The organism is Bradyrhizobium sp. GW821-FHT13H05 (assembly GCF_058804065.1).
Genome location: NZ_JBXAPO010000001.1, coordinates 357,679 through 382,660, shown reverse-complemented (window position 1 = coordinate 382,660; position 24,982 = coordinate 357,679). Strand labels below are relative to the sequence as shown.

Below are 24,982 nucleotides of genomic sequence, written 5' to 3'. Positions count from 1 at the left end.
TCCCTCAGGCCACGCTGACGCGGACGGTTTCGACGACGTTGCGCAGATAACCCGCCGGGTTCCAGCGTGGCGTATCCGGCTGCGTCTCGCCGCCATTGCCGGTGGCGCGCACCTTCAGCTCGTAGGAGCCGGCCGCGAGCTTCAGCGGCAGCTTCCATTCGCGGAACGCGTATTTGCCGAGATCCTTGCCGAGATTGGCGCTGGTCCAGGTCTTGCCGCCATCGGTGGAGACCTGGACGTCCTTGATGCCCTTGCCGCCGTCGAAAGCGATGCCGCGCAATGTCGTGCGTCCCGCTTTCAGCTTGGCGCCGTCGGGCACGCTGGTGATGAAGGAGCGGATGGTGAAGCGGTTGATCGGGATCGTCGCCTTCGGCGCGGTGCCCGGCTCGACCGTGTTGTTGGGCGTATCGGGGATGCGATAGGCCGACTTCATCCAGAAGCCGTCATAGACGCTGTCGATGACGGTGATCTCGTTGAGGTGCTTGAGCCAGTAGGTGCCGTAATAGCCTGGCACGACCAGGCGCAGCGGAAAGCCGTTGAGGAACGGCAAATCCTCGCCGTTCATGCCATAGGCCAGCATCACCTCGCCGTCGGTGGCGTGATCGAGATCGAGCGCCTTGACGAAGTCGGGCGTCTTGTCGCTCACCGGGCCGTCCATGCCGCCGAACGTCACCTGCTTCGCACCGGCCTGCACGCCTGCCATCTCCAGCACGGTCTTCAGCGGCACGCCGCGCCAGCGTGCGCAGCCCATCGCGCCGTTGGCAAGCTGGCCGCCGGCAACGCGCGGTTCGACGAGGCCGCGGCTGTTGCCCGAGCACTGGTTGACGGCGACGATCTCCGTCGCCTTCATCTTCCTGATGTCCTTCAGCGATAGTTTGAGCGGCTTGTCGACCTTGCCCTTGACCTCCAGCGTGAACGTGTCGGGGTCGAGATTGTAGGGCAGGTCGGAGAGGTGGTAGCGCACGAAGAACGCGTTGTTCGGCGTGAGCGGGCCGTCGTTGAAGATCGCAAACGGCGTCTCGAGCTGTGGCGGCCGGCTGGTGAGCCCGATCATCGGCCGCTTCTGCGGATATTTCACCAGCGGCCGTTCGCCATTGGCGAAGGGAAGCGTGACGGTGTCGAGTGCCAGTGCCTTGGTCGAATTCAGTGTGGCCGCAAGCGCGGCAACGCCCGCTCCTTTGAGCAGGTCGCGTCGATCGAACATGTGGTCTCCTCCCGGAGCTTTTCGTTGGACCGCGGTCATCACCGCGATCCTCCGTCCATGTGTCTCAACCATTTGGATGAAGTCAATTCGTGCTTTCGCAGCAAGCCCATGCCGCTGCGTTGCAACAAGCCGGTGTTACGTTTGTAACGAGATTGAGCCGAGCCGTCGCCGCGGCCTCGGTGCACCTCTCCCGCATGCGGGAGAGGTCGGCGCGTAGCGCCGGGTGAGGGCTTTCTCCTCTTGGGGATTGTCCCTTCGCGGAGACACCCTCTCCCCAACCCTCTCCCGCAGGCGGGAGAGGGGGCGCACCTCTCGCCCGGCTTACGCCGCGACGCGTGCCCCGCGATCGACCAGTCCCGACAGCTTTCTCGTATCCGCAACCACGCGCACCGCCATCGGCTCGTCGCGGCCGCGGATTGCGACCTCCTGCTGCGGCAGCACGTCGTCGGCAAGGCCGGCGGTGCGGCGCACTTCCTCCGAGACGACGGCTTCGCAAGCCAGCGTCTTGGTCATGTCCTGCAGGCGGGCGGCGACGTTGACGGCATCGCCGAGCGCCGTGAAGACGATGTGATCGCGATAGCCAATGTCGCCGATGATGACCTCGCCGCCGTGGATGCCGATGCCGAAGCGGATCGGCTGGCGCAGATCATGGCTCAGGAGCTCGTTGAGCTCGTCGATATGCGTACCGATGCTGCTGGCCGCCTTCAGCGCCTGCCGGCAGGCTTCCTGCGGATCGGCCGACAGGCCGAACAGCGCCAGCATGCCGTCGCCGACGAACTGGTTCGGCTGGCCGCCATTTTCGATCACGGCCTGCGAGACCGCGCCGAGGAAGCGGTTGACGATGAAGACGGTGTCGAACGGCAGCCGCTTCTCGGCGAGCTGCGTCGAGCCGCGCATGTCCACGAACAGGCTGACAAGGTAGCGCTCCTGGCCGATTCTGGTGGATGTCGAGGCCTGCCCGTCCGCCGCATGCGTGTGGGGCGTGAAGAGCTGGAAGAAGGATAGGTCGGAGTCCGGCCGCAGCTGGCACGCAAGCCGGATCGAAGGATCGGCGGTGCCGACGCGGGCGAGCACGAAGGCCTCGCGCTGCGACGGCTCGGGCAGGGCGCCATGATCGCCGATGATGCGGATGCGGCAGGTCGAGCAGCGGGCGCGGCCGCCGCAGACGCTGGCATGCGGCAAATTGTGACGCAGGCTCGCTTCCAGCACGGAGAGGCCTTTGGGCACGCGCACCGTCTTGCCGTTGCCGTAGGACAGCGCGATCATGCCGCCGCGCCGTTCGCGCCAGGCGCGCACGCCGCGCGCTGCCAGCGCCAGCCCCAGCAGTCCGAGATAGCCAGCGGTGAGGCCACCGGTGATGCGGTCGAGCGTCGCGGCTTCCGCGGTGGTGCCGAGCTGGCGGCGGGTGAGGTTGTGCGTGCGCCATTCCCCGTCGTCGGCCTCGATTTCGACGCTGCGGCCGCCCTGGTAGACGCCGAGCAGCGCCAGGGTCGGGATCAGCACGGCGGCTGCGAGCAGATAAGGCGCCGCGCGCGCGAAGAACGGTTTGAGGCGAAGCCAGAAATAGATGCCGATGCAGCCATGGACCCAGGCGACGATCAGCAGGATCGTCATCGGCCAGATGCGGTTCGACGCGACGAAGAACAGATAGAGTTCCTGCGGATAGAGCTTCTGATGACCGTACAGTGTCTGGCCGAGCCGCACGCCGATCACATGCGCCATGACGAGCGCTGGGATGCTCAATCCCAGCACGAGCTGGAGCGGCTCGATGGTCCGCCAGCGGAACTGCCGGCGCTGATACAGCGCGTAGACACCGAGCCCCATGTGCGTGAGCGCGGCGGTGTAGAACACGATTGCGACGGGGAGGAACCGCCAGAACGTCGTATGATAATAGACCCCGATCTCCATGGCATCGACCGAGATGTTGCCGAGCGCGTGGTTGAGGAAATGGCTGACCACGTAAGCGAACAGGATGATTCCGCAGACCAGCCGCACCTGCCGCACGCTGGCAGCGCGGACGAGTTCGGGCATGTGGAGGGGAGCGGTGGCCATGATTCGGTTGTATCAGTTCATCAAGGAGAACAGCCAGCCTAGCGTTTAATTCCAGGGGTGGACAGGTTCGGCGATCACATGCCCGACAAGGTTACAAAACCGTAGGGTGGGCATCTGCGGCCCCCCAAGGGATGACGGCCCCGCATTGACTCCCCCTCCCAGGTTGGCGAAAAGCGCCGCCGTGACGACAGCTCCCGATATCACCACGCCCCCCGGCAGCGCCGCGCGCCGCCTTCTCGTCATGGCCGCGCTCGTCATTGCCGCGATGACGCTGTTGCGCATCGTCTACGCCTCCACGATCGAGCTGCGCACCGACGAGGCCTATTACTGGACGTGGTCCAAGGAAGCGGCGCTGAGCTTCCTCGATCATCCCCCCATGATCGCCTGGCTGATCCGCTTCGGTACCGCGATCTTCGGCGACACCCCGCTCGGCGTGCGCTTCGGCGGCATCGTCGCAATGCTGGTGACGCAACTGCTGCTCGCCGACATCGTCCGCCGCCTCACCCATGACGCTCGCGCGGTGATGTTCGCGGTGCTGATGCCGGAGGCCGCGCTCTATTACGGCCTGCTGATGGCCAAGGTCGCGCCCGATGTCGCCATGATCCCGTTTGCGGTGGCGATGGTGTGGTCGCTGGTGCGGCTTGCGCAGAGCGGCGACGGCCGCTGGTGGCTCGCGGCGGGACTGTTCGCGGGGTTGGCGATGCTGTCGAAATTCACCGCGATCATGTTCGTGCCAGCGGTGGCCGCATTTCTGCTGGTGCCGGATTGGCGCGGGCGCTGGTTGCGCAGTCCGTATCCTTACCTCGCGGTGCTGGTCGCGATCGCCATGTTCTCGCCGGTGCTGATCTGGAACGCGCAGCACGACTGGGCCTCGTTCCGTTTCCAGGGCGTGCGCGCCACCGCCAATTACGGCATCTCATGGCGCACCGTCGGCGACTATATCGGCCTGCAGTTCGGTCTCGTCGGCTTCGTGATGCTGCCGGTGGTGCTGTGGGGCCTTGTGATGACGGCATGGCGCGGTTATCGCGCGCGTGAGCCGGTCGCGATTTTGCTGTCGACCGCGGTGCTGGTGCCGTTTGCCTATTTCCTCTTCAAGTCGCTGACGCTCAGGGTCGGCGACACCTGGCCGATGTTCATGTGGCCAGTCGGCTTTGCCGCTGCAGCGGTGAACCTCGTCATGCTGTCGCGCGAAAACTGGTCGGCGTGGCTGATCCGGTCGAGCCTGTTCTGGGTCAGAACTGCGGTCGTCTCGGGCATCGCCTTCGTCGTCATCGTGTTCCTCTATTATGTCGCCGCGCCCTGGAATCTGCTCGGCAAGATCGATCCGATTGGTGCCGAAGCGGGCTACGAGCAGGTCGCGGCGCGCGCGCAGGCTGCGCTCGACGAGACCGGCGCGACGTGGATCGCGACCACGGACTACCGCACCTTTGCCATGATGCGCTGGCTGTTCCGAGGCCGCGTGCCCGTGATCGAGCTCAACGAGCGCGGCCGTTTCCAGGATTTCGGCGATCCCGGCATCGACCGGATCAAGGGCCACGCCGGCATCTATGTCGGGCGTGAGCCGGACGATCGTGCACCGGTGTGGGATTCGATCCCCGCCAGGCGCGAGCAGCTCGGCCAGGTCGAACGCCGCTGGCGCGGTGTGCTGACGGACATCTATGTGATTGAAAAGCTCACCGGCTGGACCCCGCAGCTGTCACCACCGAAGGACTCGCCGCTGTTCCAGTGGAAGGTGCTGGCGGGGGACTTCGAGAAGCGTGTGCTCGCCTAGCGCGGCAAGCTCCGACCTCTTCCCTTCTCCCCTTGTGGGAGAAGGTGGCGCGAAGCGCCGGATGAGGGGTATCTCTCCGCAAATTCAAGTGAGAGTTGGAATCGCGGAGAAATACCCCTCACCCGTCTCGCCGCTTTGCGGCGAGCCACCCTCTCCCACAAGGGGAGAGGGGCAGCGGCGCTGCTACTCCTCGTCATCCTTCTTCCGCAACAGATCCGTCGCGAGGTCCGACAGCTTCGGCGGTGGCAGCGCCGCGAACGGTAGTGGCCTTGTGACGTCGATGGCGGCAAGTCCCAGCCGCGCGGTCAACAGCCCGTTGAGGATTCCCTCACCGAGCCGCTGCGACAGTTTTGCCGCGATCCCGTGGCCGAGCATCTGCTGCACCAGGCTGTCGCTCGCGGCCATGCCGCCGGTGATGGCGAGGTGGGCGATGACGTGGCGGAGCAGGCGGATCATGCCGAGCGCGCCGGGCCGGCCGCCATAGAGAAAAGCGAGCTGGCGGATCAAACGTAGCGAGGCCACGAACACGAACATCACGTCGATCGCGGCGCGTGGGCTCACCGCTGTGACGATCGAGACTTTTTGCGCGGCTGACGACACCAGCCGCTTCGCCTCCGCATCCAGCGGCGACATCAATTCGCGCTCGGCAAGCCGGATCATGTCGGCGCCGTCGATGATCTCGCCGGTATGGCTCTCCAGCGTGGCGCGGGCGCGCGCCAGCTGCGGGTTCTGATGCGCGATCTTGAGCAGGTCCTGAACGATGACGCGGCTTTCCTTGCGATCATCGCTGGCAAGGACCTCGGCGGCGCGCTGATGCAGCTTCTCGATCGTTGCCAGGCGTGCCAGCCCATACGCCTCGCGCCCGATCACCACCGTGAGCGCGAGCGCGGTGACGAAAGCAAAGGCGAGGCCGACGAAGCCGAGGCTCTCGCTGCGCGCAAACAGATCTTCGATCAGATGGACCACGCCGAGCCCGACGCCGAGCAGCGTCAGCCCGGCGAGACCGGACCAGAACAATGTGCCCCAGGGAAAACCGCGCCGCGCCGCAAGCGCGGTTTGAACCGGCACCGGCAGCGTCGATGGATCGGGCTCCGGCGTGATCTGGATCGTGGCGCGGCCAAGCCGGCTGGTGTCGTCGGATTCGGTGACGACGACGCCGGGATCGTCAAGCCGGAACGTCGCCGGCCGCCGCGGCTGGGATCGGTCGTTCATGACAGCTTGTCTCCGATCAGGAACTGCAAGGCACGGTCGAGGCGGATGTGTGGCAGGGCCGGCTCGTTCGTTCCTTCGCGATCGAGCTTGGGCGGGCGGAAGCGCAGGAAACGGAAGTCGCTCTTCTCGGCGGCTTGCGTCGACAGCCCGCGGAACGCATCGGTGCCGTTGAACAGCGGTTCGGGATCCAAAGGCAAATCGCCCGGAAAGGTCGCCACTTCCGTGTTGCCGTCAAAAAACTCGCCGCCGGTGCTTTCGCCCGCAGCGGGCGTTCCCAGGATCGACGGCAATTTGTCGCGGCCATGCGCGACCTGCGCCTCGCGCGTGGCCCGGACAGCGGCGAGCGCCACGACGTCGATCTCCGCGCCGGTCGTTTCCGCGCGCGCGACGGCACGCGTCACCGCGCGGCGCAGTACGGCCTCGAGCCGGTCATGGCTGGAATGATGCAGATGGTCCGCCTTGGTCGCCGCGAACAGGATGCGGTCGATGCGAGGGCGGAACAGGCTGGAGAGAATCGTGCTGCGGCCGATGTTGAAGCAATCGAGAATGCCGGCAAGCGCGGCTTCGAGATCGTGCAGCGCCTCAGGCCCGGAGTTGAATGCGGCGAGCGCATCGGCCAGCACGATCTGGCGATCGAGCCTTGCGAAATGGTCGCGGAAGAACGGCCGCACCACCACGTCCTTGTAGGCCTCGTAGCGTCGCACCATCATCGCCCACAGCGATCCCTCAGGCGCCTGGCCGCCAGTGGGCACGTCGAGCGGCGCAAAGGTCAGTGCCGGCGAGCCTGCGAGATTGCCGGGCATCAGGAAGCGGCCGGGCGGCAACAGGCTCATCGCGAAACGTTCGTCGCGGCAGGCGCGCAAGTAATCGGTGAACAGCTTTGCGGCGGTCAGCGTGGCCTGCTCGTCCTCGCGCGCTTCGGGCTTGAGCGTCGCAAGATGCGCGTGCCATTCGGCGGCAACATGCGCACGCGGCGCCTCGCGCGAGAGCGCCAGGCTTTCGGCCGACCATTGCTCATAGCTCTTCTGAAGCAGCGGCAGGTCGAGCAGCCATTCGCCGGGATAGTCGACGATGTCGAGCGTCAGCGTGCGGTCCGCGCCGCTCTGGCGCTGGTAGTCGATGACGAGGCGCAGCTCGCTGATGTCGACCGTCGATTTCGGCCAAAGCCGTTCCTCGATCAGCGCGCGCAGATGGCTCTCATAGGCAAAGCGCGGCACGGCATCGTCGGGCTGCGGCGCCAGATTTGCCCGGGCGATCCGGCCCGAGGCATAGGCCTCGAACACCGGAAACCGGCCGCCGCGGGTGAGGCCATGGATCAGCGCGGTGATGAACACGGTCTTGCCGGCCCGCGACAGGCCGGTGACGCCGAGCCGCAACGTCGGGTTGAAAAAGTGCTCGCCATAGTCGAGCAGCGCCCGGGCCGACAGGCGCGCCTCTTCGACCATATCCTGGAAACTGAATGCCATATGAACGGGGATCTCGGGCGGGGGCGCATACGCAAAAAGGACTAATCACAAAAGTGGCAATTGCCTGAGGAAAATCAAGCTTCATACTTCCACCGCCTTTGTCGGTAAATCAGCCGATTGAACGACGCGCCGGTCCCGAAAGACCCATAGGAAAGGGCATTGTCTCAAGCCTTTGCGGATTGCCATGACCGTCTTCCAACTGAAACAGCTTGCATCCTCCTCCGTCCATGCCGCGGCCGACGCGGTCGGCTGGCACTACGACCGCGCCGAGCTGATCGCCGACGGTGTCATCCATGCGATCGGCGTGTTTTCCGGGACCATCGCCGCGACCGTTCTGGTGGTGCTCGCGGTGCTCTACGCCGATGCCACCGATATCGTCGGCGTCTCCATCTACGTCGCCGGCCTGCTGTCGATGCTGGTGCTGTCGGCGACCTATAATCTCTGGCCGGTGTCGCCGGTCAAATGGCTGCTGCGCCGCTTCGACCATTCCGCGATCTATCTGTTGATCGCGGCGACTTACACGCCGTTCATCCTGGAAGTGAAAGACAGCGTGTTCGCGCTGGTGCTGCTCATCTGCGTCTGGTGCGTCGCGATCGTTGGTATCGTGCTGAAGCTGCGCTATCCCGGCCGGTTCGACCGCGTGGCGGTCGGCATCTATCTCGCCATGGGCTGGAGCGGCGCGATGCTCTACGATTCCGTGGTCAAGGCGCTGCCCGCGCTGGTGCTGGGCTTCATCCTGGCCGGCGGCCTGCTCTACAGCTTCGGCGTGATCTTCCATGCCTGGCGGCGGCTGCGCTTCCAGAATGCGATCTGGCACGGCTTTGTCTTGGCCGGCGCGGCATGCCATTATACCGCGGTGCTCGACCTCGTGTTGAGCTGAGCAGGAACCGCGGCGCGAAATAAGCGGCGCGGCACAAGAACAAGAGGAGACGTCGCATGCAGGTGACCGGCAAGGTCGTGGTCGTCACGGGCGGCGCAAACGGCATCGGCAAGGCGCTGTGCGAGGCGTTTCACAAGGCAGGTGCGGCCAAGGTCGTCGTCGCCGACATGGATGCTGCCAATGCGAGGGCGGTCGCAGCCACCGTCGATGGTGCGGCCTTCAGATGCGATGTCGCGCAGGAAAAGGAGATCGCCCACGTCATCGAGGAGACCGAGAAGCAGTTCGGCCCCATCGCGCTGTTCTGCTCTAATGCCGGCATCGGCGGCGGCTTCGATCCGATGTCGGCCAATGCCGGCGGCGCCTCCGACGAGCCGTGGCAGCGCAGCTGGGCGATCCACGTGATGGCCCATGTCTATGCGGCGCGCCATCTCATCCCCCGCATGAAGACACGCGGCGGCGGCTATTTCCTCAACACGATTTCGGCCGCGGGCCTGTTGTCGCAAGTCGGCAGCCCGGCCTATTCGACGACGAAGCACGCCGCGGTCGGCTTTGCCGAGAATCTCGCGATCTCGCACAAGGCTGACAACATCAAGGTCTCGATCCTCTGCCCGCAGGGCGTCGACACCAACATGCTGCGCTCGATCCCGAAGGGTCCGCAATCCGGCGACGGCGATCTCACGCCGGAGCAGGTGGCGAAGGACGTGCTTGCCGGCCTCGAGCAGGAAACGTTTTTGATCCTGCCGCACCCCCAGGTGCTCGGCTATATGCGCAAGAAGACCGAGAATTACGATCGCTGGATCGGCGGCATGGCCAAGATCCAGGCGAAGATGCGGGACGAGTTCGGGAAGTAGTCGCCACACCCACCGCCGTCATTCCCCGCGACCCGGCTACGCCAAGGCTTCGCCGAGGTTTCGGTCTTAGGCGCGCCGAAGCTTTAGCGCAGGCGGCAAGCGGGGAATCCAGTACGCCGCGGCTTCTCGATTGAACCACTGCCCTCTCGGCGTACTGGATCGCCCGGTCAAGCCGGGCGATGACACCGAGAGTGCAGCTACGCCGCCGCTTCCGCCTCGTCCTCCACCCGGCTCTGCCTGAGCGCCCGCGCATAGAGCATCATCCCCTCGCGCACCGTGCGTTGCTCCGCCTCGCTCAACGCCGCCAGCGCGCCGCTCACCTGCTGCCGCCCGAACGCGTGCAGCGCCTCCAGCGTGCGCCGGCCCTTTGCCGTCAGCGACAGCAGCTTGCTGCGTGCATCTAGCTCGTCAGGCGTCTCCCTGAGCTCGCCGCAATCGATCAGCTTGCGCACCATGCGGCTGACGCTGGATTTCTCCAGCCGCAGGAAATCACCGAGCTCGCCTGAGGTCAGCGGGCCGCGGATGCCGATCTCCAGGATCGTGTGCACGGCCGAGGGCGGATAGTCGGATGCGGCCACCGTCGCGTCCATGAAGCCGAGTTCCCGCACCATCAGCCGCGAGGCGGCGCGGATGTCGTCGATCAACGCTAGCTCGGCCATCTTGACTCCCTGCATATAGTTGTACCATACAACTATATGCGTGCGACGACGCACGCAAGCGTTTTGGAGTGGCCCATGAACGGAACTTTGCCAACGGGCGAGCGGATGAGAGGCAAGGTCTGCCTCGTCACCGGCGGCGGCAGCGGCATCGGCCGCGCCACGGCGGTGCGGATGGCGTCCGAAGGCGCGGAAGCGATCGTCGTCGCGGGCCGGCGCGAGGCCGAGATCGAGGCCGCCGCTGCTGCGTGCCGCGAGCTTGGCGCGGACGCGATCGCGATCAAGACCGACATCACACGCGAAGACGACGTCGCGCGCCTCGTCCGCACCGCGATCGAACGTTGCGGCCGGCTCGATGTTGCCTTCAACAATGCCGGTTTCCAGGAGCGTCGCGCGCCGCTGGAGGAGCAGGGCACTGACATCTACGACAGCGTGTTCGACACCAATGTCCGGGCGCTGTTCCTGTGCCTGCGCCACCAGCTGCCGGCGATGCTGGCGCAGGGGCGCGGCAGCATCGTCGTCAACACCTCCGTCAGCGGCGTGCGCAATCCCAATCCGGGGTTTTCTCTTTATTCGGCCTCCAAGGCAGCCGCGATTTCGTTGACGCGCTCGGCGGCGATGGAAAACGCACCGCGCGGCATCCGCATCAACGCGATCGCACCGGGCCGCGTCGTCACCGACATGATGCTGCGCGCCGGTGTTGGAGATATCGCGACAGTGAGTGCAGGCCTGCCGCTGCGGCGGATGGGGAGCCCGGAGGAAGTCGCCGAGGCGGTGGTGTGGCTGTCGTCGGATGCGTCATCCTATGTGGTCGGGCACGTGCTCGCGGCGGATGGGGGATTTCTGGCGTCGTGATGTCGTAGCCCGGATGGAGCGCAGCGTAATCCGGGAATCGCGCTTGCGGAAAGACCGCCCCGGATTGCGCTTCGCTCCATCCGGGCTACGGCACCGTCAATGCTTCTGCCCGTACAACACCGGCACGGCCGAATCCACGACCACCTCGACGAGGCTGGTGCCCTCAAACGCCAGCCCGCGCTTCAGCGCTTCGCCTAGCTCCGCGGTCTTGCTCACCCGCACCGCGTGGCAGCCCATGCCTTCGGCCAGCCGGACGAAATCGATCCCCGGCAGCTCCAGTCCCGGCACGTTGCGCACTTGCATCACCTGGCTGAACGAGCGCATCGCGCCGTAGCCTGAATTGTTGATGACGACGATGGTGAGCGGTAGTTTTCGTTGCGCGGCGGTCCATAGCGCCTGGATCGAATACATCGCCGAGCCGTCGCCGATCAGGCACACGGTGCGCTGCTTCGGCTTGCCGAGCGCCATGCCGACGGCCGCGGGCAGGCTATAGCCGAGGCCGCCGCTCGACATCGTGTAAAAACTGTCCTGGCCGCGCATCGGCAGGAATTTTTGCATCGCCGGCCGGTGCGACGGCACTTCCTCGACCAGCGAGGCGCCATCCGGCATGGCCTGCGACAGCGAATGCAGCAGGAATTCGACCGGGAGCGGATCGGAGGCCTGCGGTGCCGGCGGCAGCGTGCGGCCCTTCGGCGTAGCGCGCTTGCTCTCGGGCAACATGTCGAGCAGCGTGCTCAGTGCGGGCTTCATCGTCGCGATGATGCTGGTGCCCACGGGTGTCACCGCGGCCGCATCGGGATCATCGGTGATCTGGAAAATCGTCGCGCCGCCATCGAAGATTGCGGCATGGCCTTCGACATGGAAGGTAAATACCGGCGCGCCGATGACGACGACGACATCGTGCTCGCGCAGCGCGTCGGACAGCTGCGCGGGCGACGCGTGCAAAAAGCCCGCGAATTGCGGATGACGTTCCGGGAACGAGCAGCGCGCCGAGAACGGACTGACCCAGACGCTCGCCTTGGCTTTCTCGGCGACGCGCACCATCAGGTCCACCGCGCCGGCACGATCGACGCCGGGGCCGACGATGAGGGCAGGGTGCTTGGCGGAGCCGAGCGCCGCGACCAGTGCCTTCATCGCTTCCGGCTCAGGCCCGATCTCGCGGCTGACGATCCGTGCCTCGATCGGCGCGGTCGCATGCGCCCAGTCGTCGATCGGGATCGACACGAAGGTCGGCCCGCATGGCGGCTGCATCGCGGTGTAATAGGCCCGCGCGATCGCGGCCGGGACGTCCTCGGGCCGCGCCGGCTCGACGCTGTACTTGACGTAGGGCCGCGGAAATTCCGAGGCGCGCTCGGCATAGAGGAAGGCCTGCAGCGGCAGGATCGAACGGGCCTGCTGTCCTGCGGTGATGACGAGTGGGGTCTGGTTGCGGTGCGCGGTGTAGATGTTGCCGAGCGCATTGCCGACGCCGGCCGCTGAATGCAGATTGACGAAACCGGCATTGCGCGTCGCCTGTGCGTAGCCGTCGGCCATGCCGACCGCGCTCGCTTCCTGCAGCGCCAGCACGTAGTCGATGTCGTCGGGCCAGTCGCTCAGGAACGGCAGCTCGGTCGAGCCGGGATTGCCGAAGACCTTCTTGATGCCGAAGGAGCGCAGCAGGTCGAGGGTCGCCTGCTTGACGGTGACGGACTTGCTGCCGGTCTTGCCGTTTTTGGACATTGGTTTCCGTCCCCTGTTGTTTGTCGGCGCCGCCAACCCCACCCGTCATTGCGAGGAGCCCTTGCGACGAAGCAATCCAGACTATCTCCGCGGAGGGATTCTGGATTGCCTCGCTGCGCTCGCACTGACGGGGAGGGTGCGGTAGCTCACCACACCGCCGTGCCCTTCATCGTCGGCTGCCCTTCCGCATTCGCGGTCCACAGCTCCAGGCCCGCCTCGGTCTCGTTGGCATTGATGGAGAACTCCGTGCCCTCGAACAGCGGCTGCACGCCGCGATAGGTAAATTTCTTCGGCGCCTTGCCGCCGCGCAGCTTCGCCGCCATCTCGATGATCAGCGCCGCCTGCAACGGGCCGTGGAAGATCAGGCCCGGATAGCCCTCAACCTTGGTGACGTAGTCGCGGTCGTAATGGATCCGATGGCCGTTGAAGGTCAGCGCAGAGTAACGGAACAGCAGCACAGGATCGGAGACATGGGTCTCGCGGTGCTGTGCCTTGGGCGGCGGAGGCGGGGCCTTGGTTGGCGCCGGTGCGCTGCTCGTGACGTCGCGATAGACGATGTCCTGCCGCTCCCGGATGGCGATGCCGCGCGGTGATGTAACGGTATGCTCGACCGAGACGAAGCACAGCGTGCCGGTCGATCCGGTCTTCACTTGCACGTCCGCAATGCGCGAGGTCCGCGTCGATTCATCGCCGACGCGCAGGGGCTGGATAAACTCGATCTCGCCGCCGGCCCACATCCGGCGCGGCAACGGCACCGGCGGCAGGAAGCCGCCGCGGGTCGGGTGGCCGTCGGGCCCTAACATCGACATCGGAAACACCGGCTGCGCCAGGCACCAGTGCACCGTGAACGGCGCGGCGTCGCCCTTTTTGGGCTCGCCCACGTCCTGGAACAGCGTCGCGCGCAGGCCCATGACGAGCTGCGCGGTGACGATGTCGGTGGCCTCCGTGCTGCGGCCGATCCATTGCCGCAGGTGATCGATGTCGAGCTTCTCGGTCATGACGCCTCGCTCTGTTACGTCTTGGGTCGTTCGCCAATGGCGGGCACCGCGCCGTAAGCGCGCGTCTCGCCGACAATGATCGGCGCCGGCGCGGGATAGCTGACACGGCCGTTCGGCGTATCCACCTCGATACGGCGCAGATGCGGATGGTTGGTGAGGTCGGCCATGGTGTTGACCTCGGCAAAGGCGATGTCCGCGTCCGACAGCCGCTTGAGCAGCTCATCGCGCGTCATCTTGCCGAAGGCGTCGGCCACCGTCGTGTCGGTGAAGTCGCGGTTGCGCACGCGCTCGACCATGTTGGCGACGCGGGGATCAGCGGGCAGATCGGGCTGGTCAATCACCTTCACGCACAGCGTCTTCCACTCGCGCTCGCTCTGGATCGAGATCAGGATGTCCTTGCCGTCCTTCGAGGTGAACACGCCGTAAGGCGCGATCGAGGGATGGCGCAGGCCCATGCGCTTGGGCGGATTGCCGGCTTCGGAGTTGAGCAGCGGCACGGTGCACCAGTCCGCCATCACGTCGAACATGGAGATGCGGATGTCCGCGCCTTTGCCGGTGCGGCCGCGCCCGATCAGCGCTTCCAGAATCGCGGCATGCGCGGTGGCGCCGGTCGCAACGTCCACGATCGACATGCCGACGCGCGAGGCGCCATCAGGGTTGCCGGTGATCGAGGCAAGCCCGCTCTCGGCCTGGATCAGCAGGTCGTAGGCCTTGCGGTGCGCATAGGGGCCCTCGTCGCCATAGCCGGTGATGGTGCAGGAGATCAGCTTCGGATAGTCCTGCAGCAGCCGTTCGCGCGAAAAGCCGAGCTTGTCCATCGAGCCGGGCTTGAGGTTCTGAATGAGCACGTCGGCGCTCGCGATCAGCTTCTCCAGCTCGGCGCAGCCTTCCTTGGTGGCGAGGTCGACCACCGCCGATTGCTTGCCGCGGTTGAGCCACACAAAATAGCTGCTCTGGCCCTTGGCCGCTGCGTCATAGCCGCGGGCGAAATCGCCCTCGGGCCGCTCGATCTTGATCACCTCCGCGCCCGCATCCGCCAGCCGCGAGGAGCAGAACGGCGCCGCCACCGCCTGCTCGACCGCAATCACCCTGATCCCGTCCAGTGCTCCCATGGCCGGGCCTCAGTACGAGCGGGGCATGCCGAGCACGTGCTCGGCGACAAAGGACAGCACGAGATTGGTCGAGATCGGCGCCACCTGATAGAGCCGCGTCTCGCGGAATTTACGCTCGACGTCGTATTCCTCGGCAAACCCAAAACCGCCATGGGTCTGGATGCAGGCATTCGCCGCCTCCCAGGACGCATCCGCCGCCAGCATTTTTGCCATGTTGGCCTCGGCGCCGCAGTCGAGCCCGGCTTCGTATTTGCGCGTGGCTTCCTTCACCATCAACTCGGCCGCGCGCATCGACGCGTAGGCCTTGGCGATCGGGAACTGGATGCCCTGGTTCTGGCCGATCGGCCGCCCGAAAACGCTGCGCTCCTTGGCGTAGTTCGTCGCCTTGGCGATGAACCATTTGGCGTCGCCGACGCATTCGGCGGCGATCAAAATGCGCTCGGCATTCATGCCGGAGAGGATGTAGCGAAAGCCCTTGCCTTCCTCGCCGATCAGGTTTTCCGCCGGCACCTTCATGTCGGTAAAGAACACTTCGGTGGTGGCATGGTTCATCATGGTGCGGATCGGGCGGATCTCGAGGCCCTTGTTCTTGGCCTCGCGCATGTCGACGATGAAGACCGAAAGGCCGTCGGTGCGCTTCTTGGCCTGCTCCTTCGGCGTGGTGCGCGCCAGCAGCACCATCAGGTCGGAATGTTCGGCGCGGCTGGTCCAGATCTTCTGGCCGTTGACGATGTAGCTGTCGTTGCCTTCCTTGCGCGCGAAGGTCTTCAGCGAGGAGGTGTCGGTGCCGCTGGTCGGCTCGGTGACGCCGAACGCCTGCAAGCGCAATTCGCCGCTGGCGATCTTAGGCAGGTATTTGGCCTTCTGCTCGTCATTGCCGTGCCGCAGCACGGTGCCCATCGTGTACATCTGGGCATGACAGCCGCCGCCGTTGCAGCCGGCGCGCTGGATCTCTTCGAGGATCGCGGCCGCCGCGGACAGCTTCAGGCCCGCGCCGCCATATTCCTCGGGGATCAGCACCGACAGATAGCCGGCTTGCGTCAGCGCGTCGACGAAGGCTTTTGGATAGGCCATCTCGCGATCGAGCTTGCGCCAATATTCGCCGGGAAACTGCGCGCACAGCTTTGCGACGGCGTCGCGGATGTCGGCGTGATCTTCGGTGTGGTGGTCTTCACTCATGGCGTTTCCAGTTCATAGCGGCTGTTAAGATAACGCCGGCCAATCCTCCGGCGTTGTGAAAACAACGCCAGCCCCCTATGCTCATTTGTTATAGCGTATGAAGTAGCCTTCCAGGATTGGCAAGCATGGATTTCCGGCAGCTCAGGACCTTCAGTTGCGTGGCGGAGCTCGGCAGTCTGAGCAAGGCCTCCGACACGTTGCGCGTGGCGCAGCCGGCGCTCTCCAGGCAGATCAAGCTTCTGGAGCACGAGCTGCGCGTCGAGCTGTTCACGCGCAACGGCCGCGGCATGGTGCTGACCGAGGCCGGCCGGCTTCTGCTCGCACGGACGTCGGGCATCGTGCGGCAGATCGACCAGATCCGCGATGATATCCAGTCCGCAAAAGGGCCGCCGTCCGGCCAGGTCGTGCTCGGCCTGGTTCCCACCGTCAGCTGCGTGCTGTCGGCGCGCTTTGCGCGGCGCTGCGTCGAAAAATATCCGGGCATCTCGCTGCGCATCGTCGAGAGCTACAGCGGGCATATCGTCGAATGGCTGCATCGCGGCGAGATGGATCTTGCCATCCTCTATGGCCGCTCCGCCGATCTGCATCTCAACGTGCAGAGCCTCGGTCGCGACAACATCGTCGCGGTCGGCCCGCGCGGCTGCGGCCTCGCGCGCAAGAAGAACGTCGACATCGGCTGGCTGCTGCGGCAGCGGCTGGTGCTGCCCAGTCACTCCCACGGCCTCCGTGCGCTGATCGAGCACGCCGCGGCCCAGCGCAAGATCAAGCTCAACGTCCAGCTCGAGGCGGATTCGTTCCGCGTGTTGACGAGCCTGGTCGAGGAAGGCCTCGGCTTCGCGCTGCTGCCGCCCTCGTCGGTCCATGGCGAGGTCGCGGACGGGCGGTTGGAAACCGCTGTGGTCTCGAAGCCGATGACACGCGAGCTCATTTTCGCCTCTCCGATCGACCGCCCGGCTTCGACGGCCTCACTCGCCGTCACCGCACTTTTGCGCGACGAGGTCGCCGCCTGCCGCAAGGAAGGCGTGTGGGACATCAAGTTGAGTTGACCCTTTTTTCGCCTCTCCCCGCTTGCGGGGAGAGGCCGGAATTTGCGCAGCAAATTCCGGGTGAGGGGGAGTCTCCGCGAGTCCAACTGTCACCGTCCCCGTGGAGACTCCCCCTCACCCCAACCCTCTCCCCGCAAGCGGGGCGAGGGGGCACGGCGAGCGCGTGGTGAATGCTTAGGACAGAAGGCCGCGAGCGACCCATCGCATGTTGTGCGAGCTGTCATGCCGGAATTTTATAGCTGGGCCAGGGGCGCTGCGAGCGTGACCCACACCTGCATCCACAATTCTCGTCATTGCGAGCGCAGCGAAGCAATCCAGGAATCTTTCCGCGGTGACAGTCTGGATTGCTTCGTCGCAAGGGCTCCTCGCAATGACGGAGGATAGAGTTCAGGCCGGAATCCTCACCGGCAGCGACTCATACCCCTTGATGAAGCTCGAATAGATCCGCTTGGGCTCGCCGACCACCTCGATGCGGTCGAACCGCTTCAGCATCTCCTCCCAGACGATCTTGAGCTGGAGCTCGGCGAGGCGCATGCCGACGCAGCGGTGGATGCCGAAGCCGAAGGAGAGGTGGGTGCGCGGGCGCGGCCGGTCGATGATGAAATCGTTCGGCTTCTCGAACATCTCCTCGTCGCGGTTGCCGGAGACGTACCACATCACGACGCGGTCGCCCTTCTTGATATGCTTGCCGCCGACCTCGGTATCCTGGAGCGCGGTGCGGCGCATATGCGCCAGTGGCGTCTGCCAGCGGATCACCTCGGGCACCATGGAATCGATCAGCTCCGGGTTGGTGCGCAGCTTGTCGAACTGGTCCGGGTTCTCGCTCAGCGCCAGCACCGAGCCGGACATGGTGTTGCGCGTGGTGTCGTTGCCGCCGACGATGAGCAGGATGATGTTGCCCATGAGGTTGTCGGGGTCCATGAAGCGCGTCGCGTCGTTATGGGCCATCAGCGACAAGAGATCATTGCGCGGGGCGGAGTTGACGCGCTCGTTCCACAGCTTGGACATGTAGGCGTAGCATTCGTCCATCTCGCGGCGGCGCTCTTCGGCCGACGCGACGATGCCGCTTTTGGGCAGCGCGGTCGCGACATCGGACCAGCGCGTCAGCTTGCGACGCTCGTCCCAGGGGAAGTCGAACAGCGTCGCCAGCATCTGCGTCGTGAGCTCGATCGAGACGCGCTCGACGAAATTGAAGGTCTCGTTGCGCGGCAGATTGTCGAGCACGGTCTGCGAGCGCTGGCGGATCAGCTTTGCCAGCTCGTCCAGATGGGTCGGCGTGAACATCGGCGAGACCGTCTTGCGCTGCGCCGAATGCTGCGGCTGGTCCATCGCGATGAAGCTCGGCCAGTCATAGCCCTGCGGCACGTCACGGATGCCGATGCCGCCAAGCGTCGAGTCCGACGAGAAGATGCCGTGACTGGTGTCGACATGCATGATGTCGTTGTATTTCACCACCGACCAGTACGGCTCGATCGGCGCATTGGTGCAGTAATGCACCGGCTCTTCCTTGCGCAGCCGCTCGAACCACGGCCACAGCGTGTCGTCCTGGAACAGCCGGGGCGCGCCGGGGTGGAACTGCACCAGCGGCGTCGCATAGGCCTCCTCGCGCGCCCTGCGCATGCGTTCGGCCTTGTCCACTTTCACCGGCGCTTGGATGTTCATGGTCGTGGCTCCAGTTGGCTCTTTCTTCGCCTCTCCCCGCTTGCGGGGAGAGGCCGGAATTCGGGCGAAGCTTGAATTCCGGGTGAGGGGGACTCTCCGCGAGTCCAATTCTCTCCGTCCCCGTGGAGACTCCCCCTCACCCCAACCCTCTCCCCGCAAGCGGGGAGAGGGGGAGTTCTTGTCTCACGCCGCAATCTTCACGGGCAAGGTTTCAAGTCCCTTGACGAAACTCGAATACACCCGCTTGGGTTCACCGACCACGTCGATATGGTCGAAACGCCTGAGGATCTCTTCCCAGATAATCTTGAGCTGGAGTTCGGCAAGCCGCAAGCCGACGCAGCGGTGGATGCCGAAACCAAACGAGAGATGCGTGCGCGGGCGGGCGCGGTCAATGATGAAATCGTAGGGCTTTTCGATTGCCTCCTCGTCGCGGTTGCCCGAGACGTACCACATCACGACCTTGTCACCTTTCTTGATCTGCTTGCCGCGGAACTCGAAGTCGGCGAGTGCGGTGCGGCGCATATGCGCCAGCGGCGTCTGCCAGCGGATCACTTCCGGCACGAAGCTGTCGAGCAGGGCCGGGTTCTCGCGCAGCTTGCGATACTGATCCGGATGCTGGCTCAGCGCGTAGATCGAGCCGGACATCGTATTGCGGGTGGTGTCGTTGCCGCCGACGATCAAAAGGATGAGATTGCCGAGGAAATTCTTCGCATCCATGTCGCGGGTCGCGGCCCCATGCGCCATCATCGAGAGCAGGTCGCTCTTCGGCGGCTGCTCGATGCGCTCCTTCCACAGCCGTGCGAAATAGCCCGCGCATTCCGTCAGCTCCGCCTGCCGTTCGTCTTCGGTCGCGACGAGCCCGTCGGGCCCGGGAATGGTGGTGGCGATGTCCGACCACCGCGTCAGCTTGCGGCGGTCCTCCCAGGGAAAGTCGAACAGCACCGCGAGCATCTGCGTGGTGAGCTCGATCGAGACGCGGTCGACCCAGTCGAACACCTCGCCGCGAGGGAGATTGTCCAGGCACTCGGCCGAGCGCTGGCGGATGTTGAGCGCGAGATTGTCCAGATGCGTCGGCGTGAACATCGGCGCCACGGTCTTGCGCTGCGCGGCATGGCGCGGCGGGTCCATCGAGATGAAGCTCTCGCGGCGCAAATCCGGATCGATGTCGCGGATGGTGATGCCGCCGAGCGCCGAGGCTGAGGAGAACACCGCATGGTTGGTTTCGATCTCCATGATGTCGTTGTAGCGCGTCACCGACCAGTACGGTCCGAACATCGAGTCCTTGCAATAGTGCACGGGATCTTCCCGGCGCAGGCGATCGAAATAGGGCCAGAACGTATCGGTCCTGAACAATTCAGGATCGCCCGGATCGAACTGCTCCAGCGGCAATGACGACGCGCGCTCGCGCAATGCGTCGAGTTTTGCCGCGCTCTCGATGGTCCCATGCATGACCGCTCTCCCTGACATGAACCGCGCGCCTTTTTATGAATTCTGCGCTGCGGTATTTGATTTGCAATTACAACCCGTTGTCCGCGCCGGAGCAAGGGAGAGTTTTGCCACATCCAACCTTTGAGCGTAGCCCGGATGGAGCGAAGCGTAATCCGGGATTCGGGCCGCCACGACGACTGTTCCGGATTGCGCTGCGCTCCATCCGCGCTACGAAGCGTGACCCGCCGCACGCCGCTCGACCTGAAATCATGCCAGAAATCGACCGAAATCGAGGTAAATCGAACCCGCCGATCTTGGGGATCGACCAACCTCTGATTTATAGTTTGATAGGATCAGGTCAGCATCCCGAGGTTGCCGCCGTGAACGACATGCAATGGGCCCCCATCGGCTCCGAACCCTTACCGCCGCCGCTGCCGCCGACCCGGGTCGATTTCACCGGCAACCGCTCATTGTTCCGCAAAATGGTCACCAAGGGTGCCATGCTGGAGCTGGTCACTTTCGGCTTCTACCGGTTCTGGCTGGTCACCGACATCCGCCGTCATTTGTGGTCGAACACCGCGGTCGACGGCGATGCTGCCGAATACACCGGACGGGCCAAGGAGCTTCTGGTCGGCTTCCTGTTCGCGCTCGCGATCCTGGTGCCGATCTATCTGGCCTATTTCCTCGTCGGCATCGAGTTCGAGCGCTGGCAGGGCTTTGCCTCGACGCCGCTGTTGATCAGCTTCTACGCCTTCGGCCAGTTCGCGATCTTTCGCGCGCGGCGCTATCGGCTGACCCGTACGGTCTGGCGAGGCGTGCGCTTCTGGATGGACGGCTCGGGCTGGGCCTATGCGTTCCGCGCGATGGCATGGGGCCTGCTGGTTTTCCTCACGCTCGGCCTGGCGCTGCCGTGGCGCGAGGCTTCGCTCGAACGCTACAAGATGCAGCATAGCCACTACGGCGATTTGCGCGGCGATTTCGAAGGCGACGGCTGGACGTTCTTCAAGCGCGCCTGGTGGCTGTGGCTGCTCAGCCCGATCGCGGTCATAATTTTCCCGCTTGCCCCGTTTGTCTATGCCGAGTTCAAGGCACGCGAATGGCGCTGGTGGCTCGATGGCATCCGCATCGGCAGCGTGAGCGTGTCCTCGGAGTTGCCGCATAACGCACTCTACGGCCTCTACTGGAAAGTGATCGGCTGGTGGATGCTGCTGAGCGTCCTGTTCGGGCTTTACATCGGCGGCGCGACCTGGCTGGTCAATGCGGCCGGCATGGCGCCTGGTGGCCCCGATGCAATCATGCGGAGCATTCCGCTTCTTGCGCTGATGGTGATCGGCTATCTTGCCCTGGCGCTTGCACTGAACGTCGTCATGCGCATGTATCTCCAGCACGATATCTGGGTGAAGGTGCTCGAGACGCTTCAGGTGCACGACATCGGCGCAGCGGCGGATGTGCAGGGGCGCGGCGATCTCGCCAGCGCGCTTGGCGAAGGCTTTGCCGATGGGCTCGATGTCGCAGGGTTCTAGGTCGTGACTGACATATCTGCCGAGGCGCCGGCGCAGTCCGCCAAGCCGACAATCTTCTTCGACGGCGTGTCGAGCCGCAGGCGGCAGGTCACGCTGACGCCCGCTGATGCGCTCGAGATCGTCGAAGAGGGCGGAACGCCTGTTCGCTGGGCCTATGACGATATCCGCCGCGCCGACAGTCCGGTCGGTGTCCTGCGTCTTTCCTCGACCTCTGCGCCGCCATTAGCGCGGCTCGAGATCCGCGACGTTGCGCTGGCCGCCGAGGTGGCCGCCCGCTGCGCCCGTCTCGACGAGCACCAGACCACTGGGCGTGGTGTCGCAAAAATCGTCGGCTGGTCCGTGGCCGCTGCGGTCTCCATCGTCTGCGTCGTGCTGTTCGGCGTGCCGCTCGCCGCTGATCGTCTGGCGCCGCTGGTGCCGAAACCGATCGAGCGGCGCATCGGCGATGCGTCCGAGGTCCAGGTGAAGACCATCTTCGGCCGCGCCTCCTGCAATGATCCGGCCGGTCAGGCGGCCTTTTCCAAGCTGGTCAACCGCCTGCGCGACGCCGCCGGCCTCGACGACGATGCCATGACGGCGGGCGTTCTGCCGAGCGCGATTCCGAATGCGTTCGCGCTGCCGGGTGGCAAGGTCTATGTGCTGAACGCCCTGATCGACAAGGCCGAAAGCCCCGACGAGCTCGCCGGCATCCTCGCCCACGAGCTCGGCCATCTCAAGCATCACGACAACATGCGCGGCCTGATCTACAACGGCGGCACCTCGTTCCTGATCGGCCTGTTGTTCGGCGACGTCACCGGCTCGTCCGCCGTGATCTTCGCCTCGCGCAGCGTGGTGGAAGCCTCCTATTCGCGCGAGGCCGAGACCGCCGCCGATACGTTTGCCATCGACGTCATGCACGCACTCGGCCGCTCGCCGAAGCCCGCGGCCGAGCTGATGTTCCGCATCACCGGCAAGGAAGGCGGCTCCGGCTTCACCATCCTCGCCAGCCATCCGCTGACGGAAGATCGCCTCGCCCGCATGACCAAGGAAGATCGCCCCGCCAGCGGCCCGCCGCTGCTGACGGACACGGAATGGCAGGCGCTGAAGGGGATTTGCGGCAGCGGGAAGGTGTGAGCGGGATCAGTTTTGAGTCGTAGCTATTGGCCGCGGGCTCGGTCCAGCCTCTCCCGCTTGCGGGAGAGGTCGGCGCGTCCCGGGCGATGCGAAGCATCGTCCCGCGCGCCGGGTGAGGGTTCTCTCTTCTAGGGGATTGTCCCGTTGCGGAGACACCCTCTCCCCAACCCTCTCCCGCAAGCGGGAGAGGGAGCGCACCGTCTTCGTTGCAGCATCGCGCTCTGAATTACCTCGTCCCGTAAGCGCGATCGCCGGCGTCGCCGAGGCCCGGGAGGATAAAGCCGTTCTCGTCGAGACCTTCGTCCACCGCGGCGGTCCAGATCGGTACGTCCGGATGCAAACCGCGCAGCCGCTCAAGACCTTCCGGCGCCGCGATCAGGCAGGCGAGACGAATGTCCTTGGCGCCGCGCTCCTTCAGCCGGTCAATGGCGGCCACGGCGGTATTGGCGGTCGCGACGACAGGCGTCACCACGATGGCGAGACGTTCGCTCAGATCGGACGGCGATTTGAAGAAATACTCCACCGCGGCAAAACTCTCGGGCTCGCGATAGAGCCCGATATGGGCGACGCGCGCGGTCGGCACCAGGTCCATCATGCCGTCGACGAAGGTGGTGCCGGCGCGCAGCATCGGCACGAACACAAGCTTCTTGCCGGCGATTTTTGCCGAGTGCATCGTCGCCAGCGGCGTCTCGATCACGGTATCGGCGAGCGGCAGGTCGCGCGTCACCTCGTAGCAGAGCAGCATGCCGATCTCCTTGATCAGCTCGCGGAACGACTTTGTCGAGATCGACTTGTCGCGGACCAGCGTCAGCTTGTGCTGCACCAGCGGATGATCGACGATCGTGACGCCTTCCATGATCGGATGCCTTTCTTCCTTCTCCCCTTGTGGGAGAAGGTGGCGCGAAGCGCCGGATGAGGGGTCTGCTTCCACGAACTCCAATGAGAGATGTGTCTGCGGAGACAACCCCTCACCCGCCTCGCTTCGCGAGGCACCCTCTCCCACAAGGGGAGAGGGTTTAGAAAACCGTGCCGTCGCTGATCACCTTGAGCGGCGGCGAACCATCGGGGCGGCGCGCAAAGGCGATGGCGCGGCCCGCGGCCCAGGTCCCGCCTTCCAGAATGCTGGCGAGCGGCAATGTCTCGGGCGTGCGGCCCAGCTTTGCGCGAACCAGTCCGGCAAGACGGTCCAGTAGCGCCACGGTGAGGGCGCGCCATTCCACGACGAGCAAAGAGTCCACCGCGTGAGCCCGCTCGGCGTCAGCAGCGTCGCGCAAGCGCAGCACCTCGTGATCGACGAACAGACCACCATTGCGGTATTCGGCGAGCCCGGTCAGGCCGTCAATGTCGGTGACCGTGAAGCCGGCGCGCTGGAGCGGCTCGATCAGCGAATAGCTCAGCCATTGCGACAGCTTGTGCAGGGGCACGAGGCCCGCGGTCGCGTCATTGGCCTTGATCGCCGGGTGGCGCCAGCAATCGCCGAGCGGAACGCCTGATAGCTCCAGCCGTGAGGGCCAGATCGGTCCGAGCTGGTTCAGCACCTCCGACAGGATGACGGGCGCGCTGATCGCGCCGCCCACAGCCTGCGCGGCAAGACGATCGAACAGACCGCCCGGCCGCGGCGTATCGCGGGTGCCGAATACCTCCGCGCGATCCTTCATCAGCCGGCCGAGCCGTTGCAGCAGATCCGTGCGGCCTTCGAGACCGAGCAGCGGATTGCTGTCCGTCACTTGAAACGCCGATGTGAGCGCAGCGAGCGGCAGCTTTGCGAGCACGTCCGCATCGACCCTGAAGGGCGCGCGTGGATCGCCGGAGAAGAGCCCGCTGGCGAACATGTCGAGGCTCGCGATCGCAAGCCCCTCGGATCGGCCGATTGCTTCCCCCGTTACAGCATCACGGTATCGCCACGCCGCCCCCGCGCCGGCATCGAGCAGCACGCTGACGATGGCGAGGTCGAACTCCGCCCGCGCCCGCGCGGCGCGATCCGGCCACGAGGCAGCATCCGCCAGCCGCGCCCAGCGGTCGACGCCGCCGAGCACAAAATGCCGCCACCGCGCGTGGAACGGCACCTCCAGCGTCGGATAGGCCTTTCGCGTCACCGCAAGCACGGCCTCCGCAACGCCGTCCATGCGGTCGAGATCGATGGTGAAATGGGTGAGCCCGCCGGCAAGGCCGATCTCGAGCATTTTTGCGGCACGCGCGCGAACCGCTCCTGCGCTGAGCAGGGAGCGGGCCTGTTGTTCCAAAACCTCAGCCAT

General features: G+C 65.2%; 20 protein-coding genes. 7 read left to right on the top strand and 13 right to left on the bottom strand.

Going from position 1 to position 24,982, the window contains the following annotated elements:
* Positions 1 to 4: 4 nt before the first annotated feature.
* Both sorA and AC1RR3_RS01800 read right to left on the bottom strand, forming a co-directional pair.
* The gene (gene sorA, locus AC1RR3_RS01805) at positions 5 to 1,204 is read right to left on the bottom strand and encodes a SorA family sulfite dehydrogenase catalytic subunit (protein WP_492818741.1); all 1,200 of its coding nucleotides are present in this window, start codon (positions 1,202 to 1,204) and stop codon (positions 5 to 7) included.
* 321 nt (positions 1,205 to 1,525) lie between these two features.
* A complete protein-coding gene (locus AC1RR3_RS01800; RefSeq protein WP_492818739.1) occupies positions 1,526 to 3,256 on the bottom strand; it encodes an adenylate/guanylate cyclase domain-containing protein in 1,731 nt (576 codons plus the stop codon).
* Positions 3,257 to 3,497: 241 nt separating this feature from the next.
* Between AC1RR3_RS01800 and AC1RR3_RS01795 the strand changes: the two genes are divergently transcribed.
* Complete coding sequence (locus AC1RR3_RS01795) at positions 3,498 to 5,027, top strand: glycosyltransferase family 39 protein (protein WP_492819772.1); 1,530 nt, start codon at positions 3,498 to 3,500, stop codon at positions 5,025 to 5,027.
* 183 nt (positions 5,028 to 5,210) lie between these two features.
* Here AC1RR3_RS01795 and AC1RR3_RS01790 read toward each other — a convergent pair whose 3' ends face one another.
* The gene (locus AC1RR3_RS01790; protein ID WP_492818737.1) at positions 5,211 to 6,239 is read right to left on the bottom strand and encodes a YcjF family protein; all 1,029 of its coding nucleotides are present in this window, start codon (positions 6,237 to 6,239) and stop codon (positions 5,211 to 5,213) included.
* The gene (locus tag AC1RR3_RS01785) at positions 6,236 to 7,705 is read right to left on the bottom strand and encodes a YcjX family GTP-binding protein (RefSeq protein ID WP_492818735.1); all 1,470 of its coding nucleotides are present in this window, start codon (positions 7,703 to 7,705) and stop codon (positions 6,236 to 6,238) included. The genes AC1RR3_RS01790 and AC1RR3_RS01785 overlap by 4 nt, the downstream gene beginning before the upstream one ends.
* Positions 7,706 to 7,889: 184 nt before the next feature.
* Between AC1RR3_RS01785 and trhA the strand changes: the two genes are divergently transcribed.
* Together trhA and AC1RR3_RS01775 are read left to right on the top strand one after the other, a co-directional pair.
* Positions 7,890 to 8,585 carry a PAQR family membrane homeostasis protein TrhA gene (gene trhA, locus AC1RR3_RS01780; RefSeq protein ID WP_492818733.1) on the top strand — a complete coding sequence of 232 codons (696 nt, stop codon included), beginning with the start codon at positions 7,890 to 7,892 and terminating at the stop codon, positions 8,583 to 8,585.
* 56 nt (positions 8,586 to 8,641) lie between these two features.
* On the top strand, positions 8,642 to 9,436 hold the full coding sequence (locus AC1RR3_RS01775) for an SDR family oxidoreductase (RefSeq protein ID WP_492818731.1): 795 nt from the start codon (positions 8,642 to 8,644) through the stop codon (positions 9,434 to 9,436).
* A 197-nt stretch (positions 9,437 to 9,633) separates the two neighbouring features.
* On the opposite strand, the gene AC1RR3_RS01770 is transcribed toward AC1RR3_RS01775, so the two are convergent.
* The gene (locus tag AC1RR3_RS01770; protein ID WP_492818729.1) at positions 9,634 to 10,095 is read right to left on the bottom strand and encodes a MarR family winged helix-turn-helix transcriptional regulator; all 462 of its coding nucleotides are present in this window, start codon (positions 10,093 to 10,095) and stop codon (positions 9,634 to 9,636) included.
* Between the two features lie 75 nt (positions 10,096 to 10,170).
* On the opposite strand from AC1RR3_RS01770, the gene AC1RR3_RS01765 reads away from it, so the two are divergent.
* Entirely contained in the window at positions 10,171 to 10,947 is a 777-nt protein-coding gene (locus tag AC1RR3_RS01765) for an SDR family NAD(P)-dependent oxidoreductase (protein ID WP_492818727.1), read from the top strand.
* A gap of 96 nt (positions 10,948 to 11,043) precedes the next feature.
* Here AC1RR3_RS01765 and mdlC read toward each other — a convergent pair whose 3' ends face one another.
* From mdlC to AC1RR3_RS01745, 4 genes are all read right to left on the bottom strand, one after another.
* Positions 11,044 to 12,666 (bottom strand): benzoylformate decarboxylase, encoded by a 1,623-nt coding sequence (gene mdlC, locus AC1RR3_RS01760; RefSeq protein ID WP_492818725.1) that lies wholly within the window; start codon positions 12,664 to 12,666, stop codon positions 11,044 to 11,046.
* A gap of 146 nt (positions 12,667 to 12,812) precedes the next feature.
* Positions 12,813 to 13,664, bottom strand: a complete 852-nt coding sequence (locus AC1RR3_RS01755) for an HTD2 family dehydratase (RefSeq protein WP_492818723.1) — start codon at positions 13,662 to 13,664, stop codon at positions 12,813 to 12,815.
* 14 nt (positions 13,665 to 13,678) lie between these two features.
* The gene (locus tag AC1RR3_RS01750; protein ID WP_492818721.1) at positions 13,679 to 14,776 is read right to left on the bottom strand and encodes a CaiB/BaiF CoA transferase family protein; all 1,098 of its coding nucleotides are present in this window, start codon (positions 14,774 to 14,776) and stop codon (positions 13,679 to 13,681) included.
* A 9-nt stretch (positions 14,777 to 14,785) separates the two neighbouring features.
* On the bottom strand, positions 14,786 to 15,955 hold the full coding sequence (locus AC1RR3_RS01745; RefSeq protein WP_492818719.1) for an acyl-CoA dehydrogenase family protein: 1,170 nt from the start codon (positions 15,953 to 15,955) through the stop codon (positions 14,786 to 14,788).
* A gap of 125 nt (positions 15,956 to 16,080) precedes the next feature.
* On the opposite strand from AC1RR3_RS01745, the gene AC1RR3_RS01740 reads away from it, so the two are divergent.
* The gene (locus tag AC1RR3_RS01740) at positions 16,081 to 17,001 is read left to right on the top strand and encodes a LysR family transcriptional regulator (protein ID WP_492818717.1); all 921 of its coding nucleotides are present in this window, start codon (positions 16,081 to 16,083) and stop codon (positions 16,999 to 17,001) included.
* Between the two features lie 387 nt (positions 17,002 to 17,388).
* Here the strand turns inward: AC1RR3_RS01740 and AC1RR3_RS01735 are convergent, their stop codons facing one another.
* Together AC1RR3_RS01735 and AC1RR3_RS01730 are read right to left on the bottom strand one after the other, a co-directional pair.
* Positions 17,389 to 18,663: a cytochrome P450 gene (locus tag AC1RR3_RS01735; RefSeq protein WP_492818715.1), complete on the bottom strand. Its 1,275-nt coding sequence runs from the start codon at positions 18,661 to 18,663 to the stop codon at positions 17,389 to 17,391.
* 183 nt (positions 18,664 to 18,846) lie between these two features.
* Positions 18,847 to 20,112, bottom strand: a complete 1,266-nt coding sequence (locus AC1RR3_RS01730) for a cytochrome P450 (RefSeq protein WP_492818713.1) — start codon at positions 20,110 to 20,112, stop codon at positions 18,847 to 18,849.
* A 359-nt stretch (positions 20,113 to 20,471) separates the two neighbouring features.
* On the opposite strand from AC1RR3_RS01730, the gene AC1RR3_RS01725 reads away from it, so the two are divergent.
* Both AC1RR3_RS01725 and AC1RR3_RS01720 read left to right on the top strand, forming a co-directional pair.
* Entirely contained in the window at positions 20,472 to 21,614 is a 1,143-nt protein-coding gene (locus AC1RR3_RS01725; protein ID WP_492818711.1) for a YjgN family protein, read from the top strand.
* 3 nt (positions 21,615 to 21,617) lie between these two features.
* Entirely contained in the window at positions 21,618 to 22,727 is a 1,110-nt protein-coding gene (locus AC1RR3_RS01720; RefSeq protein ID WP_492818709.1) for a M48 family metallopeptidase, read from the top strand.
* A gap of 226 nt (positions 22,728 to 22,953) precedes the next feature.
* Here the strand turns inward: AC1RR3_RS01720 and upp are convergent, their stop codons facing one another.
* Positions 22,954 to 23,583, bottom strand: coding sequence for a uracil phosphoribosyltransferase (upp, locus tag AC1RR3_RS01715; protein WP_492818707.1), 630 nt, complete (start codon positions 23,581 to 23,583; stop codon positions 22,954 to 22,956).
* A gap of 160 nt (positions 23,584 to 23,743) precedes the next feature.
* Positions 23,744 to 24,982, bottom strand: a complete 1,239-nt coding sequence (locus tag AC1RR3_RS01710) for a URC4/urg3 family protein (protein ID WP_492818705.1) — start codon at positions 24,980 to 24,982, stop codon at positions 23,744 to 23,746.

Bases quoted from the DNA above. Each gene is read 5' to 3' on its own strand.
- AC1RR3_RS01755 (WP_492818723.1), bottom strand. From the start codon at position 13,664: ATGACCGAGAAGCTCGACATCGATCACCTGCGGCAATGGATCGGCCGC.
- sorA (WP_492818741.1), bottom strand. From the start codon at position 1,204: ATGTTCGATCGACGCGACCTGCTCAAAGGAGCGGGCGTTGCCGCGCTT.
- AC1RR3_RS01775 (WP_492818731.1), top strand. From the start codon at position 8,642: ATGCAGGTGACCGGCAAGGTCGTGGTCGTCACGGGCGGCGCAAACGGC.
- trhA (WP_492818733.1), top strand. From the start codon at position 7,890: ATGACCGTCTTCCAACTGAAACAGCTTGCATCCTCCTCCGTCCATGCC.
- AC1RR3_RS01770 (WP_492818729.1), bottom strand. From the start codon at position 10,095: ATGGCCGAGCTAGCGTTGATCGACGACATCCGCGCCGCCTCGCGGCTG.
- upp (WP_492818707.1), bottom strand. From the start codon at position 23,583: ATGGAAGGCGTCACGATCGTCGATCATCCGCTGGTGCAGCACAAGCTG.
- AC1RR3_RS01765 (WP_492818727.1), top strand. From the start codon at position 10,171: ATGAACGGAACTTTGCCAACGGGCGAGCGGATGAGAGGCAAGGTCTGC.
- AC1RR3_RS01735 (WP_492818715.1), bottom strand. From the start codon at position 18,663: ATGAACATCCAAGCGCCGGTGAAAGTGGACAAGGCCGAACGCATGCGC.
- AC1RR3_RS01800 (WP_492818739.1), bottom strand. From the start codon at position 3,256: ATGGCCACCGCTCCCCTCCACATGCCCGAACTCGTCCGCGCTGCCAGC.
- AC1RR3_RS01710 (WP_492818705.1), bottom strand. From the start codon at position 24,982: ATGGCTGAGGTTTTGGAACAACAGGCCCGCTCCCTGCTCAGCGCAGGA.
- AC1RR3_RS01745 (WP_492818719.1), bottom strand. From the start codon at position 15,955: ATGAGTGAAGACCACCACACCGAAGATCACGCCGACATCCGCGACGCC.
- AC1RR3_RS01750 (WP_492818721.1), bottom strand. From the start codon at position 14,776: ATGGGAGCACTGGACGGGATCAGGGTGATTGCGGTCGAGCAGGCGGTG.
- mdlC (WP_492818725.1), bottom strand. From the start codon at position 12,666: ATGTCCAAAAACGGCAAGACCGGCAGCAAGTCCGTCACCGTCAAGCAG.
- AC1RR3_RS01740 (WP_492818717.1), top strand. From the start codon at position 16,081: ATGGATTTCCGGCAGCTCAGGACCTTCAGTTGCGTGGCGGAGCTCGGC.
- AC1RR3_RS01785 (WP_492818735.1), bottom strand. From the start codon at position 7,705: ATGGCATTCAGTTTCCAGGATATGGTCGAAGAGGCGCGCCTGTCGGCC.
- AC1RR3_RS01795 (WP_492819772.1), top strand. From the start codon at position 3,498: ATGGCCGCGCTCGTCATTGCCGCGATGACGCTGTTGCGCATCGTCTAC.
- AC1RR3_RS01790 (WP_492818737.1), bottom strand. From the start codon at position 6,239: ATGAACGACCGATCCCAGCCGCGGCGGCCGGCGACGTTCCGGCTTGAC.
- AC1RR3_RS01730 (WP_492818713.1), bottom strand. From the start codon at position 20,112: ATGCATGGGACCATCGAGAGCGCGGCAAAACTCGACGCATTGCGCGAG.